General features: G+C 71.7%; 16 protein-coding genes. 12 read left to right on the top strand and 4 right to left on the bottom strand.

The window, feature by feature from the left end; all coding sequences use genetic code 11:
• Positions 1 to 95: 95 nt before the first annotated feature.
• Together ACIBO8_RS23420 and ACIBO8_RS23415 are read left to right on the top strand one after the other, a co-directional pair.
• Entirely contained in the window at positions 96 to 1,034 is a 939-nt protein-coding gene (locus ACIBO8_RS23420) for a thiamine-phosphate kinase (RefSeq protein ID WP_396117392.1), read from the top strand.
• A gap of 36 nt (positions 1,035 to 1,070) precedes the next feature.
• Positions 1,071 to 1,532, top strand: a complete 462-nt coding sequence (locus ACIBO8_RS23415) for a GNAT family N-acetyltransferase (protein WP_396117391.1) — start codon at positions 1,071 to 1,073, stop codon at positions 1,530 to 1,532.
• A gap of 161 nt (positions 1,533 to 1,693) precedes the next feature.
• Here ACIBO8_RS23415 and rpmB read toward each other — a convergent pair whose 3' ends face one another.
• A complete protein-coding gene (rpmB, locus tag ACIBO8_RS23410) occupies positions 1,694 to 1,885 on the bottom strand; it encodes a 50S ribosomal protein L28 (protein WP_023561910.1) in 192 nt (63 codons plus the stop codon).
• Positions 1,886 to 2,063: 178 nt separating this feature from the next.
• On the opposite strand from rpmB, the gene ACIBO8_RS23405 reads away from it, so the two are divergent.
• Genes ACIBO8_RS23405 through ACIBO8_RS23395 form a run of 3 tightly spaced genes read left to right on the top strand, consistent with a single transcriptional unit; the run spans position 2,064 to position 6,294 of the window.
• Positions 2,064 to 3,746 (top strand): DAK2 domain-containing protein, encoded by a 1,683-nt coding sequence (locus ACIBO8_RS23405; RefSeq protein ID WP_396117390.1) that lies wholly within the window; start codon positions 2,064 to 2,066, stop codon positions 3,744 to 3,746.
• Positions 3,743 to 5,947 carry an ATP-dependent DNA helicase RecG gene (recG, locus tag ACIBO8_RS23400; RefSeq protein ID WP_396117389.1) on the top strand — a complete coding sequence of 735 codons (2,205 nt, stop codon included), beginning with the start codon at positions 3,743 to 3,745 and terminating at the stop codon, positions 5,945 to 5,947. Before ACIBO8_RS23405 ends, recG begins: the two co-directional genes overlap by 4 nt.
• Positions 5,944 to 6,294: a DUF952 domain-containing protein gene (locus ACIBO8_RS23395; protein WP_396117388.1), complete on the top strand. Its 351-nt coding sequence runs from the start codon at positions 5,944 to 5,946 to the stop codon at positions 6,292 to 6,294. Before recG ends, ACIBO8_RS23395 begins: the two co-directional genes overlap by 4 nt.
• Here ACIBO8_RS23395 and ACIBO8_RS23390 read toward each other — a convergent pair.
• The 3 genes from ACIBO8_RS23390 to ACIBO8_RS23380 form a co-directional block, all read right to left on the bottom strand.
• Positions 6,284 to 7,774, bottom strand: a complete 1,491-nt coding sequence (locus tag ACIBO8_RS23390) for a cell wall anchor protein (RefSeq protein WP_396117387.1) — start codon at positions 7,772 to 7,774, stop codon at positions 6,284 to 6,286. The two genes, ACIBO8_RS23395 and ACIBO8_RS23390, sit on opposite strands and share 11 nt — an antisense overlap.
• Before the next feature lie 73 nt (positions 7,775 to 7,847).
• Positions 7,848 to 9,326: a cell wall anchor protein gene (locus ACIBO8_RS23385; RefSeq protein ID WP_396117386.1), complete on the bottom strand. Its 1,479-nt coding sequence runs from the start codon at positions 9,324 to 9,326 to the stop codon at positions 7,848 to 7,850.
• A gap of 336 nt (positions 9,327 to 9,662) precedes the next feature.
• The gene (locus ACIBO8_RS23380) at positions 9,663 to 10,649 is read right to left on the bottom strand and encodes an LPXTG cell wall anchor domain-containing protein (protein ID WP_396117385.1); all 987 of its coding nucleotides are present in this window, start codon (positions 10,647 to 10,649) and stop codon (positions 9,663 to 9,665) included.
• Positions 10,650 to 11,001: 352 nt separating this feature from the next.
• On the opposite strand from ACIBO8_RS23380, the gene rsmD reads away from it, so the two are divergent.
• The 7 genes from rsmD (at position 11,002) to rnc (ending at position 15,330) form a co-directional block, all read left to right on the top strand.
• Entirely contained in the window at positions 11,002 to 11,577 is a 576-nt protein-coding gene (rsmD, locus tag ACIBO8_RS23375; protein WP_396117384.1) for a 16S rRNA (guanine(966)-N(2))-methyltransferase RsmD, read from the top strand.
• A complete protein-coding gene (gene coaD / locus ACIBO8_RS23370; RefSeq protein WP_396117383.1) occupies positions 11,574 to 12,053 on the top strand; it encodes a pantetheine-phosphate adenylyltransferase in 480 nt (159 codons plus the stop codon). Before rsmD ends, coaD begins: the two co-directional genes overlap by 4 nt.
• Before the next feature lie 65 nt (positions 12,054 to 12,118).
• Positions 12,119 to 12,616 carry a hypothetical protein gene (locus ACIBO8_RS23365; RefSeq protein WP_071805703.1) on the top strand — a complete coding sequence of 166 codons (498 nt, stop codon included), beginning with the start codon at positions 12,119 to 12,121 and terminating at the stop codon, positions 12,614 to 12,616.
• Positions 12,617 to 12,694: 78 nt separating this feature from the next.
• Positions 12,695 to 13,258 carry a YceD family protein gene (locus ACIBO8_RS23360; protein ID WP_396117382.1) on the top strand — a complete coding sequence of 188 codons (564 nt, stop codon included), beginning with the start codon at positions 12,695 to 12,697 and terminating at the stop codon, positions 13,256 to 13,258.
• 5 nt (positions 13,259 to 13,263) lie between these two features.
• Entirely contained in the window at positions 13,264 to 13,437 is a 174-nt protein-coding gene (gene rpmF / locus ACIBO8_RS23355) for a 50S ribosomal protein L32 (protein ID WP_014694262.1), read from the top strand.
• Between the two features lie 127 nt (positions 13,438 to 13,564).
• Positions 13,565 to 14,503, top strand: coding sequence for a phosphate acyltransferase PlsX (locus ACIBO8_RS23350; protein ID WP_396117742.1), 939 nt, complete (start codon positions 13,565 to 13,567; stop codon positions 14,501 to 14,503).
• Positions 14,500 to 15,330 (top strand): ribonuclease III, encoded by an 831-nt coding sequence (rnc, locus tag ACIBO8_RS23345; RefSeq protein ID WP_396117381.1) that lies wholly within the window; start codon positions 14,500 to 14,502, stop codon positions 15,328 to 15,330. Before ACIBO8_RS23350 ends, rnc begins: the two co-directional genes overlap by 4 nt.
• Positions 15,331 to 15,332 lie beyond the last annotated feature (2 nt).

Genomic DNA, 15,332 nt, shown 5'->3' with positions numbered 1-15,332 from the left:
CGGCACGCATCGCTGGCTCCTGCCCGGCGGGCTTCAACATAACGGTGTGGCCAGGGCGGGCGCACCGCGACGGGGAAATCGAGGGAACGGTGGACGTGAGCATCGCGGAGACGGGGGAGTTCGGGCTGATCGCCCGGATCGTCGCGCGGCTCGGCGACGGCCCGGCGAGCCTGCTCGGGCCGGGCGACGACGCCGCGCTGGTGGCCGCGCCGGACGGCCGGACGGTGGCGTCGACGGACGTCCTGGTCGAGGGCCGGCACTTCCGGCGGGACTGGTCGAGCGCGGCCGATGTGGGCCACCGCGCGGCCGCCGCGAACCTGGCCGACATCGCGGCCATGGGCGCCACGCCGACGGCACTTCTGGTGGCTCTGTGCGTACCCATCGATCTGGATGTGTCCTGGGCCGAGGAGCTCGCCGGGGGACTCTCCGCGGAAGCCGGCCTGACCGGCGCGAGCGTCGTAGGCGGGGACATGTCGTCGAGCCCGACGCTGACCATCGCGGTGACGGCGCTGGGTGATCTCGGCGGCCGGGATCCGGTGCTGCGAAGCGGGGCTCAGCCGGGCGACATCGTCGCGCTGGCCGGCCGTACGGGCTACGCCGCGGCGGGATACACGGTGCTGTCGCGGGGCTTCCGGACGCCGAAGGTGCTCGTCGAGGCGTACCGGCGGCCGTCGGTGCCGTACGCGCAGGGCGTGTCCGCGGCCGAGCTCGGTGCGACGTCGATGATCGACGTGTCGGACGGGCTGCTGCAGGACCTGGGTCACGTGGCGACGGCCAGCGTGGTCGGCATCGACATCCGCCGCGAGGCGTTCGAGGTGCCGGACCAGATGCGCGACGCGGCTTCGGCGCTGGGCGTGGACCCGTACATCTGGCTCCTGGCCGGTGGGGACGATCACGCCCTCGCGGCGACCTTCCCGCCGGGGGTGACGCTGCCGCCGGAATGGCGGGTCATCGGCAGCGTGCACGAGGGTACGGGCGTGACGGTCGACCGCAAGCCGTGGCAGGGCGGGACGGGCTGGGACCACTTCCGCTGATGCGCCCGTGCCGGCGGCGCGGGTTAGCGTTGCCCCGTGGAGCAGATCATCATCCGTGAGACCCCGTTCGACGACCCCGCCGTGCGGCGGCTCATCGGTCTCGCCATGGCCGAGCTGAGCAGCAGGTACGGCGGCTCCGGCGACGACACCCCGGTGGCCGCGTCGGACTTCGCCCCGCCGAAGGGCGCGTTCTTCGTGGCGGAGGACCCGACCGGCCGGCTCGTCGGCTGCGCGGGCTGGCGGGCGCACGGCGACGACGCCGAGCTCAAGCGCATGTTCACGATCGAGGCGGCGCGGGGCAGGGGCGTGGCCCGCCGCGTGCTGGCCGCCATCGAGAACTCGGCGCGTGAGCGCGGATGCAAGAGGGTGATCCTGGAGACGGGCGACAAGCAGCCCGAGGCGATCGCGCTCTACGAGAAGTGCGGGTACGAGCGGATCGAGGACTTCGGCTACTACAAGGGCCAGCCCGGGGTGCTGTCCTACGCACGCGTGCTCTGAGGGAAGTCGCCCGGGCTGTGCGCGAAGGCACCCGGGCTGGGACCGGACCCGCCCGGGCGCTGCTCGGAACGTGGGTACACGCGTAGCCGCCGGGTCACGGGGACCCGGCGGCTACGGGAAGTGCTGCGGTCGGCCGGACCCGCGGGCCCGGCGCACCGGTATCAGGCGCGGACGACCTTGCCGGCCTTGATGCACGAGGTGCAGACCTTGAGCTTCTTGGTGTTGCCGCCACCGGCCGGAGTGCGCACCGACTGGATGTTCGGATTCCAGCGGCGGTTGGTCCGCCGGTGCGAGTGGGACACGTTGTGGCCGAAGCCCGGTCCCTTGCCACAGACGTCGCACACGCTAGCCACGGGGTACTCCTGGGATTGATACGCCGGACGGGACTGACCGAAGCCCGGCTGCGAACTGAGGGTGCCCCGAACAGACTGCGCCCGGGCAACCTGGCCAGGTTACCCGATGGCCGCCCCGGACAGCCAATCGCCCCCATGTGCTGCGCCGATTGTCGGTGGTGGTTAGTACGCTTTTCGCGTGCTGGAGACCCTGGACGCGGCCGCGGTACGCCGATGGTGCGGCGCCGGGCTTGCCGCGCTGCGGGCGCACCAGCACGAGATCGACGAGCTGAACGTCTACCCGGTGCCCGACGGGGACACCGGCACCAACCTGGTCCTCACACTGACGTCGGCCCACGAGGCGCTGCAGGAGGAGGGCGCCGGATCCGATGGCGAGGCGGCGCCGACACCTCTGGGACAGGTGATGCGGCGGATGGCTCGCGGGGCGTTGCTCGGCGCCCGGGGCAACTCCGGAGTGATCGTCTCCCAGATCCTGCGCGGCATGGCGGACGCGTTCGCCACCACGGTCTCCGTGCGCGGCGTCGAGCTCGCCAAGGCGCTGCGCAGGGCGAGCGAGGCCGCGTATTCCGCGGTGGCCCGGCCGGTCGAGGGCACCGTGCTGTCCGTGGCGGCGGCCGCGGCCGAGGGCGCCGGCAGGCTCAGGTCCGACGATCTGGTGGCGGTCGCCCGGGAGGCGGCCCGCTCGGCGGCGGAGGCGCTGGCCCGTACCCCGCAGCAGCTGCCGGTCCTGGCTCGGGCCGGCGTGGTGGACGCGGGTGGCCGGGGTCTGGTCGTGCTGCTCGACGCCCTGGTCGAGGCACTGAGCACGACCACGCCGGAGGCGGACGCGGGGCCCGCACCGGAAACGGACATCAGCCCGGCGGGCGACTTCGGCTACGAGGTGCAATACCTGCTCGACGCCGAGGTGGATGCCGTGGACGTCCTGCGGGGCACCCTCGACGGGCTGGGTGATTCCCTCGTCGTCGTGGGGACGGGGGAGGGGCGGCGGCAGACCTGGAACGTGCACGTCCATGTCGGCGTCCACCACATCGGGGCCGCCGTCGAGGCCGGGGTCGTCGCCGGGCGGCCGTACCGGATCTCGGTGAGCCGGCTCGAGGAGCGCGTCCATGATCATGCGGCCCATGCCCATGCCCATGCCGACCGCACCGCGAGCCCTCCGGAGGGCGCTGCGGCGGGCCGCGAAGCCGCCGACCGGGGTGCGGTGGTCGTGGCCGCCGGGGACGGGCTGACCTCGCTGTTCGCCGACGAGGGCGCGGTCGTGGTGGGCCGCAACCCGTCCATCGCCGAGATGCTGGCGGCCATCGGCCAGACGGGTGCGGGCCGCGTCGTGCTGCTGCCGAACGATGCCAACACCCACGCCGTCGCGGTCTCGGCGGCACGGGAGGCGGTCGCGATGGGCGTACGGGTCAGCGTGGTGCCCACCCGCTCGCCGGTGCAGGCCCTCGCCGCGCTGGCCGTGCGGGATTCGCAGCGCCGGTTCGACGACGACGTGATCGCGATGGCGGAGGCCGCCGGCGCCTGTCGCTACGGCGAGGTCACCACGGCGGCCCGGGAGGCGCTGACCGTCGCGGGCCGCTGCCACCCGGGTGACCTGCTCGGCCTGGTCGACGGCGAGGTCCACGTGATCGTCCCGGCCACCGCCGACGGCCCGGAGGCGGCGTTGACCGAGGTGTGTCGCCGCCTGCTCGACCGGATGCTCGGCGGCGGTGGCGAGCTCGTCAGTCTCGTGCTCGGCGCCGACGCGCCGGCCGTCCTCGAGGAGGTGCTCCGGGGGCACCTCGCCCAGGCGTGGCCTTTCGTCGAGGTGCAGTGCTATGCGGGCGGCCAGCCCCGCTACCACCTCCTGGTTGGAGTGGAATGAGCGACACGACCACCGCGACGACGACCACCACCCCGCTGCGCAAGGTGCTCGGGGAGCGAACCGCCAAGGCGCTGGCCACCCATCTCGACCTGCATACCGCCGGCGATCTGATCTACCACTTCCCCCGGCGCTACGACGAGCGCGGCGAACACACCGACCTGCGGCAGCTCCAGGTCGGCGAGCAGGTCACCCTGCTCGCCCAGGTGAAGAGCGCGACGGTACGCCCGATGCGCCAGCGTCGCGGCAGCATGTTGGAGATCACCATCGGGGACGGGTCCGGGGCGAGCCTGACGTGCACCTTCTTCAACCAGGCGTGGCGGGAGCGGGAGCTGCGTACCGGACGGTGGGGGCTGTTCGCCGGCAAGGTCACCGATTTCCGGGGCAAACGGCAGCTGAACGGGCCCGCCTACCAGCTGCTGCGGGCCGACGCGACGCAGGACGAGGCGGCCGAGGAGATCGAGGAGTTCGCCGGCGCGCTCATCCCGGTCTATCCGGCCGCGGCCGCCGTGCCGACGTGGACGATCGCCAAGTGCGTGCGGACCGTCCTCGACACCTTCGAACCTCCCGAGGATCCGCTGCCCGGGTCGGTGCGGGCGAACCGCAACCTGGTCGGCATCGGCACGGCCCTGCGCGAGATCCATCGGCCCAGCTCCAAGGAGGAGCTGTTCAAGGCCAAGTACAGGTTGAAGTGGGACGAGGCTTTCGCCGTACAGCTGACGCTCGTGCAGCGTAAGGCCCGCTCGGCCGCCGCTCCCGGACGGTCCCGGCCCCGACGCGACGACGGGATCCTGGCCGCGTTCGACGCGGCACTGCCCTACGAGCTCACCGAGGGTCAGGCCCGGGTCGGTGAGGAGATCTCCGCCGATCTGGCGCGGGCTCACCCCATGCATCGGTTGCTGCAGGGCGAGGTCGGTTCCGGCAAGACCTTGGTCGCGGTACGGGCCATGCTCCAGGTCGTCGACGCCGGCGGGCAGGCGGCGCTGCTCGCCCCCACCGAGGTCCTCGCCACGCAGCACCATCGCAGCATCAGTGCTCAGCTCGGCGCGCTGGGCCGGGCCGGGGAGCTGGACGGGGATCCGGCCGGCACCCAGCTGACCCTCGTCACCGGGTCGCTGGGTGCGGCCGCCCGGCGCGCGGCCCTCGCGAAGGTGGCGGACGGCAGCGCCGGCATCGTCGTGGGCACGCACGCCCTGCTGTACGAGGGGGTCGACTTCCACGACCTGGGTCTGGTGGTGGTGGACGAGCAGCACCGGTTCGGCGTGGAGCAGCGGGACGCGTTGCGGGCCAAGGCGGCCCAGCCGCCGCACGTGCTGGTCATGACGGCCACGCCGATCCCGCGGACGGTCGCGATGACCGTGTACGGCGACCTGGAGACGTCGACGCTCTCCCAGCTGCCGCGCGGCCGGTCGCCGATCGCGTCGCACGTCGTGCCGCCGGAGCGACCGGCCTTCCTGGAGCGGGCCTGGCAGCGGGTCCGGGAGGAGGTCAAGGCCGGGCATCAGGCATACGTGGTGTGCCCGCGGATCGGGGACGCGGCGGGCGCGGAGGACGACGGCGAGCCGCCCGGCGACAACGAACCGGCCCGCCGACCGCCGCTGGCGGTCACGGAAGTGGCGCCGATTCTCGAGGAAGGCCCGCTGCACGGGCTGCGGATCGGGGTGCTGCACGGGCGGCTGCCGGCCGAGGAGAAGGACGCCGTGATGCGCCGGTTCGCCGCCGCCGAGCTCGATGTGCTGGTGGCGACCACGGTGATCGAGGTGGGCGTGGACGTGCCCAACTCCACGGTCATGATCATCATGGATGCCGACCGGTTCGGCGTCTCCCAGCTGCACCAGCTTCGCGGCCGGGTGGGCCGGGGGTCCGCCCCGGGCATCTGCCTGCTCGTCACGGAGGCGATGGAAGGCACGCCGGCCCGTGAGCGCCTCGACGCGGTGGCGTCCACCACGGACGGTTTCAAGCTCGCCGAGCTCGACCTGGAGCAGCGCCGCGAGGGTGACGTGCTGGGCGCCTCGCAGTCCGGCCGGCACAGCCACCTGCGGCTGCTCTCGTTGCTGCGGGACAGCAAGCTGATCACCGACGCGCGGGCCGAGGCGGCCGAGCTGGTCGGCGACGACCCCACCCTGTCCCGGCACCCGGCGCTCGCGGCCTCGGTCGCCGCCCTGGTGGACGAGGAACGAGCCGAGTATCTGGAGAAGGGATGATCCTGCATTTCTGTCCCCGCGCCGAGTGGGAGGCGGCCCGGGCGGCGGGCACCTATCGCGCGGAGTCCCTGGAGACCCAGGGCTACATCCACTGCTCCACGCCGGAGCAGGTGCACATTCCGGCGACCCTGCTCGCCCGGGGGCGTACGGATCTCGTGCTGCTGGTGCTCGACGAGGCGCTGCTGCCCGTACCCGTGGTGTGGGAGGACGGTGACCCGCCGGATCCGGGCGGGATGCAGTTCCCGCACCTCTACGCCCCGATCCCCGTCGACGCGGTGTCGGCCGTCCACGAGTGGCGGCCGGAAACCGATGGGAGTTTCCGGCCGCCGACGTTCCTTATGGAGTGAACGTCACCCGGCGCCGCCGGGCCAGGAAGAAGAGCAGGCCGCCGACCACGAGCAGCAGCACCGCGCCGCCCGCAACGGTCGCGGCCGCCGCGCCGGTGACGGGTAGCCCGCCCTCGCCGCCGCCCGCCTCGTCGCCGCCACCCGCAGAACCGCCGTTGCCGTGGCCCGAGCCGCCGCCGTTGCAGTCGGCCTTCTCGATGCCGACGGTGATTGGTTCGAGGTGGTCGATGGTGACGATGGCCTCGGTGACGTCCCGCGCCGGGAAGGTCGCCTTCTCCGAGGTGCCCGGCGCGACGGTGAGGTCCTTGGTGTCGTCGCCGTACTTCACGGTGGCCCGTGCCGGGGTGACGCCCTCCGGGTTGGTGACGGTCACGGCGACCGTGCGGCAGTCGTTCTCGACCGCGACGGTCGGTGCGGGACAGTCGTCCGGCCGCTGCCACTCGTACGTGACGTCGTCCATGCCGTCCGCGGTGACCGTGATCGAGCCGGCGCCGGCCGGCACCACGACCGTCTCGCCCTTGCCGGGCGCCACGGTGACCGTCTTGGTGAAGTCGCCGGCCTCGACGCTGAAGTCGACCGCGTAGCGGCTGATCTTGCCGTTGTTGCTGAGGTTCAGCGCCACCGTGCCGTCGCACTGCGACAGCGGCTCCACGGCCGGCGCCTGGCAGCCCCTGCTGCCGCCGTTGTACCAGCCCTGCGGGCCCTTCGAACGGCCACCGGAGCCGCTGTGGCTGCCGAGCTTCTTGTCGCCGTAGCGGGGGCCGCCCTCGGTGATCTCACCGATGATGTCGTCCTCGCCGCCGAAGAAGAGGTCGACCTGGGCGTTGCACGCGGGCAGCGCCGTAGTGAGCGCCACCGAGCGGCTGTCGTTGGTGATCGTGGCGCTCTGGTGGTCGAACTCGTACTGCGGCACCGAGAACTGCGGCTTCGGCGCGAAGTAGGAGACCAGCGTGACCGGCTCGTCCTTGCAGAGCTTCACGCCGTCGTCGACCGTCACGGTCGCCGTTGCACGGCCGTCGGCGACCGCGAACTCGTGGTGGAACGTGGCCTCGGCCGGTTCGACGCAGGGCGTCTCGGTGGGCTTGCACTCGCCGAGGGAGACCGTGGCGGTGTTGTCGGTGTCCTTCGTCGCGTCCCAGATGCCGACGAACGACACCGTGGCCGAGGGCGTACCGCCGGGAAGGGTCTGGTGGAGGACCACCCTGCCGATGGTGCCGCTGGGGGAGCGCCGGGGGATGAGGTAGCCGTCGGTCAGCTCCGGTACGGGCGCCGGCTCGGTCTTCAGCTTGTCCACCCGGGCGAACGAGTCACCGCTGTTGGTGAGCGTCCAGGAGACCAGCCACTCGCCCTTGTCGGGGTTGCAGGTGGCCGAACCCGTGACCGTGGTCTCCGGTCCGGCGGCTCTCGCGGGTGCCGCGAGATTCAGTCCGATCAGGGCCATTGCCGCGACCGCGGCGATGCGGTGGAGCAGGGGTCTCAACGGGAGCCGCCTTCGCAGGAGGGTGGAAAAGGGCGCGCCGACCGGGAGATCGGCGCGCCCTCCGGCGCAACTACTACGCGGTGAAGGTGATCTTGCGACGTCGGGCCGTGAAGAAGAGCACGCCACCGGCGATCAGCAGCAGGAGCGCGCCGCCCGCGATGCCGCCGGCCACCGGGCCGGTGACGGGCAGGCTGGGCGTGTCGCCGCCCCCGCCACCGCCGTTGTCGCAGTGGAGCTTCTCGAGCGTGGCCTTGATCGGCTCGACGTTCAGGCCGGGGAACTCGACCGTCGCGTACGTCGCCTTGCCCGCCTTGAAGCTGACCTTCTCGGACTTGCCGGCCGCTACGGTCACCGTCTCGGTCTTGTCGCCGTACGAGACCTTCGCGGTCGCCGGGGTGACGCCCTCCGGGTTCTGGACGGTGATCGTCACGGTGTCGCAGTCGTTCTCGACGATGACGGTGGGCAGCTCACAGTCCGCGGGCGCGGCCCAGTCGTACGTGACGTCGTCCATGCCCTCGGCGCTGACCGTGATGGTGCCGGCGCCGGCCGGGATGGTGACCGTCTCGCCCTTGCCCGCCGCGACCGTGACGGTCTTGGTGAAGTCGCCCGCCTTGACGGTGAAGTCGACGGCGTAGCGGCTGATCTCGCCGTTGTTGCTGAGGTTCAGCGCAACCGTGCCGTCACACTGCGACAGCGGCTTGACGGCCGGGGTCTGGCAGCCCTTCTCGCCGCCGTTGAACCAACCCTGCGGGCCCTCCGAGCGGCCGCCGAGCCCGCTGTGGCTGCCGAGCTTCTTGTCGCCGTAACGAGGGCCGCCCTCGGTGATCTCCGAGATGATGTCGTCCTCGCCGCCGAAGAATAGGTCGACCTGGGTGTTGCAGTCCGGCACGCGCACTTCCAGCGTCACCGACCGCTGCTCGTTGGTGATCGTGTCGGTGTCGTGGTCGAACTCGTACTGCGGCACCGAGAACTGCGGCTTCGGCGCGAAGTACGAGACGAGCGTGACCGGCTCGCCCTCGCACAGCTTGATGTTGTCGTTGAGGGTCACCGTGGCGGTGGCGCCGTTACCGGTGACGCCGAACGTGTGGTGGAAGGCCGCATCGCCCGCCTCGACACACGGCGTCTCGGCCGGGGCGCACGGCTCGCTGAGGTCGACCCGGGCCGTGTTGTCCTGGTCCACGTAGCCGTCGACCGACCAGATGGACTTGAAGGAGATGGTGGCCTCGGTGTCGTCGCCGGTCACCTTCTGCGTGAGCGTGAGCTCGCCGTTGCGTCCGTACTCCGACTTGGGGATGACGAAGTTGCCCTCGGCCGGCTTCTCGACCTCGGTGGGGGACGTCTTGAGGTCCGCCACGGTGGCGTCCGCCGGGTAGTCGTTGGTGAGCGTCCACGTCACGATCCGTGTGCCGGTCGCGGTGTCGCAGATCGCCTTGCCGTCGACGGACGAGGCGTGGGCGCTGGCGGGCGCGGTGACGACCGCGGCTCCGCCCAGGCCGATGAGGGCGCCGGCGAGGACGGTCGCGGCGCGGCGGAGCGGGGAGTTCAACTTCACGCGTACTCCTGGGGGCGATGGAATACAGAGGGCACGACCCAGGGAAGGCGGCGGCACCCGCCAGGGGGACGGCGGGTCCGCAACGACGCCTCCCCAACGTCGTCGAGCCGATAGCGTTTCGTCGGCGCGCCTGACCTTAGCGATTGCGGGGAATCTGGGAAGAGGCTCAGGATCGGTTAAGGAGCTTGTTGCGGATCCGAGACCATCGCTGTACCGAACGCTTCCCCGTCGATGCGCTGGGTGTCGGCGTCCCGGGTGGACGATGACGCAGACGAACGAAGGGCGCGCCGACCGTCACGGTCGGCGCGCCCTTCGCGTTCAGCGCGGATGCCCAGGTCAGGCGGTGAACTTGACCTTGCGGCGGCGGGCCACGTAGAACAGCGCCACGCCCGCGGCGAGCAGGACGCCCGCACCGGCGGCGATGCTGCCCGCGGCGGCACCGGTCAGCGGCAGTGACGGCTCGTCGCCGGCGCCGCCACCGGAGGAGTCACAGTTGGCCGGCTGCTTGTACGTGACCGTCGCGGCCTCGTCCTCGTAGCCCTTCGGGGTCGCCTTGACCTTCAGGCCCTTGGAAGCCGGGAACTCGACGCTGGTGGTCTCCCCGCGCTTGCCCAGGACGGTCTTCGCCTCGCCGGTGCTCGGCGTGAAGGTGACCTCGATGTCCTTGGACCAGTCGGCCGGGACGGTGATGCCCACGGTCAGCGTGTCGCAGTCCTGGTCGTAGACGAACTCCGGCTCCTTCGTGGGGGCCGGCGGCTTGCTCGCGCTGCCCGACGGACTCGGGTGGCTCGGCTCCTCGCTCGGGGTGCTCGGCTCGTCGCTGGGGGTGCTGGGCTCGTCGCTCGGCGTGCTGGGCTGAGGAGCGGGCTTCGAGTTCGACGGGTTGGGCGTCGGGTGGCACTTCTCCGTCGGCTTCGGGACCGGGTGCTCGGCGCCGCGGGTCGAGGTGATCAGCTGCTCGCGCTGCCACTCGGCGGTCACCGTGATGGAGGCCGACTCGGCCGACGCGGGCAGCGTCTGGACGCCCTCGAGGGTGCCGTGGCCGGCGACCGGCAGGGACGCCTCGGCGACGATGCCGGTGATGGTGCTGTCCGTCGGCGTCAGCACGACGTCGGTGACCTTGCCGATCAGGTCGTACTCGCTGTTGGCGACCTCCCAGGTCACCTGCCAGGTGCCGTCGTCGTTGACGCAGGAGGAGACGCCGTCGACGACCGGGTGGTGGGCGCTGGCGGGCGCGGCGAACGCCGCGACTCCGGCCAGGCCGATGAGCGCGCCGGCGGCGATGGCCGACGTGCGGCGCAGCGGGGACTTAAGCAGGTTCACGCCTACTCCTGTGAAGGGGTCGGGGGCACGGCACAGGAAGGCGGACGGCGGCCCGTCGCGCGCAGATGCTTCCGCGAGGGCCCGCGACGACGCCTCCCCGCGTCGTCGAGCCGACAGCGTTTCGTCGGCGGCCGACCGACCATAGCGACTCGGACGAATCTGAAAAACCTCCCAGGCGGCGCTAAGCCGGATGATATCCATTCGAGATCTTCGCTGTACGGAACGCATGGACGTCAATGCGCTGCGTGTCGAAAAGCGCTCCCAGCGAAGGGAAAAGTTCACTCCGCAGTGGCCGGTGCATAGTGGTGGCGTAGCGTCACAGCGTGCTACCCGATGACTCGCGAGAGGCCGTATGACCAGGATCATCGCCGGCGCCCACGGCGGTCGCCGGCTGGCCGCCCCGCCCGGCGCGCTGACCAGGCCCACCTCGGATCGGGTGCGTGAGGCGTACTTCAGCGCCCTCGGCACGATGATCGACCTCGAGGGCGCCCGCTTCGCCGACCTGTACGCCGGCTCCGGCGCCATCGGCCTCGAAGCCCTGTCGCGCGGCGCGGCTTTCGCGCTGCTGGTGGAGGCCGACGCCAAGGCCGCCCGGGCGATCCGCGACAACATCGTCACGCTCAGGGTCGGCGCCGCGGCGCGGCTGGTCACCGGCAAGGTCGCCCAGCTGCTGGCCGCCCCGCCCGAGGGTGGCCCCTACGACGTCGTCTTCGCCGATCCGCCGTACGCGGTGACCGACGACGAGATCACCGAGGTCCAGCAGGCGCTGGTGGACAACGGGTGGCTCGCCGAGGACGCGGTGGTGACGTTCGAGCGTTCCTCGCGTACGGCGGTGCGCGGTGAGCCGTTGAGCTGGGTGGAAGGCATCACGTCCGACCGCAGTCGGCGCTACGGCGAGACCACCCTTTGGTACGGTCGCCGATCATGAGACGTGCGGTCTGTCCCGGCTCCTTCGATCCGGTCACCAACGGCCACCTCGACATCGTCGGGCGGGCGAGCCGGCTCTTCGACGAGGTGATCGTCGGCGTACTGATCAACAACTCGAAGACCGGCCTGTTCACCGTCGAGGAGCGCATCGACATGCTGCGCCAGGCGACGGCCGCGTACGGCAATGTCCGCGTCGAGTCGTTCCACGGCCTGCTGGTGGACTTCTGCCGGGCGCAGAGCGCGGCGGTCGTGATCAAGGGCCTGCGTGCGGTCAGCGACTTCGACTACGAATTGCAGATGGCGCAGATGAACATCGGGCTCTCCGGCGTGGAGACGCTGTTCATGCCGACGAATCCGCTGTACTCCTTCCTGTCTTCCAGTCTCGTCAAGGACGTGGTCAAGTGGGGCGGGGACGCGTCGTCGTACGTGCCGGACTTCGTCGGCGAGCGACTCGTGACGCGGCTGCGGCAAAACTGACGGGTTCGGCAGTAACGTGATCGCACCACTCAGCGTGAGTGCGAGCTGACAGGAGTGAGGCGCCGGTGGATCCGCTCGACCGCATCGACGAGATCATCTCCATGGTGGAACAGGCACGCTCGGTCCCCATGTCCCGGACCAACTTCATGTTCGACCGGGCCGAGATGGTGGCGCTCCTCGACGAGCTGCGCTCCGAGCTGCCGGGCGACCTGCGCCGGGCCGTCGCCCTTCTGGAGGAGCGCGACAAGATCATCGATGCCGGTAAGCGCGAGGCCGACCGGATCATCAGCGAGGGTGAGACGGAACACGCCCGCCTCGTCTCCGTGAACGAGATCACGGTCTCGGCGGAGCACGAGGGCGCCCGGATCATCGCCGAGGCCCGCGCGGAGGCCCAGCGCCTGCGCGAGGAGGTCGACGACTACGTCGACACCGCCCTGGCCAACTTCGAGCAGTTCCTCACCCGGGCCCTGGCGTCGATAGAGCGTGGCCGCGACAAGATGCACGCGCTGCGCGAAATCGGCACCTTCCAGGGCGAGGACAGCGAGCGTCCGCTGCCCTTCTAGGGCCAGGGGGCGATTCGACGCTACCGACCCTGCTCAGGTAACCTTTCCTGTCGGCCTACCCAAGGCTGAGGATTCACGATGCCCAAGTCTCCGCAGAATCACCTCGATCCCAGGCAGCCGCTGGTCGTCGACACGACGAAACTCCCGCGCCAGCCCGGGGCGACGCGTGCCCTGAAGCGGGTCGTACCGGCGCCGGCGGACCTCGGTCTTGAGCTGATCTCGGTGCCCGAGGGCTCCGACGTCGAACTCGATCTGAGCCTGACGTCGGTCTCCGAAGGTGTGTACGTCAGCGGCAACGTGCGCGGTTCGCTCTCGGGCGAGTGCGGGCGCTGCCTCAACGAGATCTCGGAGCAGTTCGACGTTCCCATCGCGGAGCTGTACGCCTACGCGGACAGCACCACGGAGGAGACGACGGACGAGGACGAGGTGGGCCGGATGCAGGGCGACCTGATCGACCTGGAACCGGCGGTCCGTGACGCGGTCGTGCTCACGCTGCCGACCAACCCGGTCTGCCGGCCGGACTGCCCAGGGTTGTGCCCCGAGTGCGGGGTGCACTACGACGACCTACCGGCTGATCACAGCCACGAGGACGTCGACCCCCGCTGGGCCGCTTTGCGCAACCTGTCAAACAACGAGGAGTAGGTACCGTGGCCGTCCCGAAGCGCAAGATGTCGCGCAGCAACACCCGGTCCCGCCGGGCGAACTGGAAGGCGACCGCGGTCTCGACCGTGGCGTGCCCCCAGTGCAAGTCGCCGAAGCTGCCGCACACCGCCTGCTCGGTCTGCGGCACCTACAACGGCCGCCAGGTCCTCGAGGTCTGAGCCTCGCGGAGTGACGCGCCCGATCATCGGGCGGGTCGAGCCTGAGCAGCGGCGTACGTCCGGTGCCCCGGTACCCACTCAGTCCGGCCGTGAGGCCGACACTGCGAGGGAACCGGGCACCGCGCGGATCGCCGTCGACCTCCTCGGCGGGGACCAAGCTCCCGCCGTCGTGGTTGACGGCGCTCTGCGCGCCTGCCAGGCCGATCCGGCCCTTCAGCTCTTACTCGTCGGCCCGGTGGAAGCGGCCGACGCGATCCTCGGCGCCCTGGGTCCGGAAGACCGGGACCGGGTTTACGCCGTAGCCGCCCCCACCGGCCTGCACACCCGCGACCGCGAGGTCAGCAGCGTCGAGTCGGGCGTCCGCACGGCGGTGCTGGCCGTGGCCCAGGGCCGCGCCGACGCCGTGCTCTCCGCCGGCAACACCGGCGCCACCGTGACCTCCGCCGCGCTCGGCCTCGGCCGCTGGCCCGGGGTACGCCGCCCCCCGCTCGCCGCCGTCCTGCCCAGCGCCGCCGGCCGGCTCGTCCTGCTCGACGTGGGTTCCTCCGTCGACCCCGACGAGACCACCCTCGCCATGCACGCCCGCCTCGGAGCCGCGTACGCCTCGGTGGTGCACGGCGTCGCCGCCCCGCGCGTGGGCCTGCTCACCATCGGCACCGAACGCGGCAAGGGCGACCGCCTCCGCCGTGCCGCCCCCGCCCACCTCGCCGGTCTCGAGCTGCCGGGGGGTGGCCGCTACGCGGGGTTGATCGAGGGCAACGACGTGGTGACCGGCGGTGCCGCCGACGTCGTGGTGACCGACGGCTTCACCGGCAACGTGCTGCTCAAGGGCCTCGAGACCGCGTACGCGCTGCTCGGCCCCCCGAAGCCGGACGACGCACCGCCGCGGGCGGCCGTCCTGCTCGGCGTCGGCGGCACGGTCGTCGTCTGCCACGGTGCCGCGTCCGGGGCGGACATCGCCGCGGGCATCGGCCTCGCCGCCACCCTGCACCGCCGGGCCGCCGTCCCGGCCATAGCCGACTTCATCACGGGATCCGATCCGCACAGCCCCAGAGGTGGTTCATGAGCAGTAACGACAAGCGGCGGTTCCGGCCCTCCACCGCCCCGCTCGAGGAGGCCTTCGGCGTTCCCATCGAGCCCGAGCTGCTCGAGCGGGCCCTCACCCACCGGTCGTACGCGTACGAGAACGGCGGCCTGCCGACCAACGAGCGCCTGGAGTTCCTGGGCGACTCGGTCCTCGGCGTGGTGATCACCTCGGCGCTGTTCCACAACCACCCCGACCTGCCGGAGGGCCAGCTCGCGAAGCTGCGCGCCAGCGTGGTCAACATGCACGCGCTCGCCGACGTCGCCCGTACGCTCGGACCCGAGGGCCTCGGCCCGCACCTGCTGCTCGGCAAGGGCGAGGAGACGACCGGCGGCCGCGACAAGGCGAGCATCCTGGCCGACACCCTGGAGGCGCTGCTCGGGGCGATCTACCTCGAGCACGGGCTGGACACCGCCAGCGAGGTCGTGCACCGGCTGTTCGACCCGCTGATGGCCGAGTCGGCCGGCCGGGGCGCGGCGCTGGACTGGAAGACCAGCCTCCAGGAGCTGACCGCGGCGCTCGGCCTGGGCGTACCGGACTACGTGATCGACGACGCCGGGCCGGACCACGCCAAGACCTTCACCGCCTGGGTCGTCGTGGCCGGCGAGCGCTACGGCGGCTCGGACGGGCGCAGCAAGAAGCAGGCCGAGCAGCGCGCCGCCGCGGCCGCCTGGCGCACCCTCACCGAGCGGGCCGAGGCGGAGACGCCGCCGCCGGCCGTCGCCGGTGGCGGGCACGCCGACATGCCGGCGGGTGGCGAGCACGCCGAGATGCCCCCGGCCGACGACAGAAGCGCCGCCGGCCGGTGAGC

The sequence above is a fragment of the Actinoplanes sp. NPDC049681 genome, from assembly GCF_044465265.1.
In the GTDB taxonomy this organism is placed as follows: domain Bacteria; phylum Actinomycetota; class Actinomycetes; order Mycobacteriales; family Micromonosporaceae; genus Actinoplanes.
The sequence above is the reverse complement of the archived record's forward strand: the minus strand, read 5'-3'. Positions and strand labels throughout refer to the sequence as shown.

What these genes read in the sequence shown, in the direction of transcription:
- rsmD (WP_396117384.1), top strand. Translation starts at nt 11,002, where the DNA reads ATGACCAGGATCATCGCCGGCGCCCACGGCGGTCGCCGGCTGGCCGCC.
- ACIBO8_RS23395 (WP_396117388.1), top strand. Translation starts at nt 5,944, where the DNA reads ATGATCCTGCATTTCTGTCCCCGCGCCGAGTGGGAGGCGGCCCGGGCG.
- recG (WP_396117389.1), top strand. Translation starts at nt 3,743, where the DNA reads ATGAGCGACACGACCACCGCGACGACGACCACCACCCCGCTGCGCAAG.
- rnc (WP_396117381.1), top strand. Translation starts at nt 14,500, where the DNA reads ATGAGCAGTAACGACAAGCGGCGGTTCCGGCCCTCCACCGCCCCGCTC.
- coaD (WP_396117383.1), top strand. Translation starts at nt 11,574, where the DNA reads ATGAGACGTGCGGTCTGTCCCGGCTCCTTCGATCCGGTCACCAACGGC.
- ACIBO8_RS23360 (WP_396117382.1), top strand. Translation starts at nt 12,695, where the DNA reads ATGCCCAAGTCTCCGCAGAATCACCTCGATCCCAGGCAGCCGCTGGTC.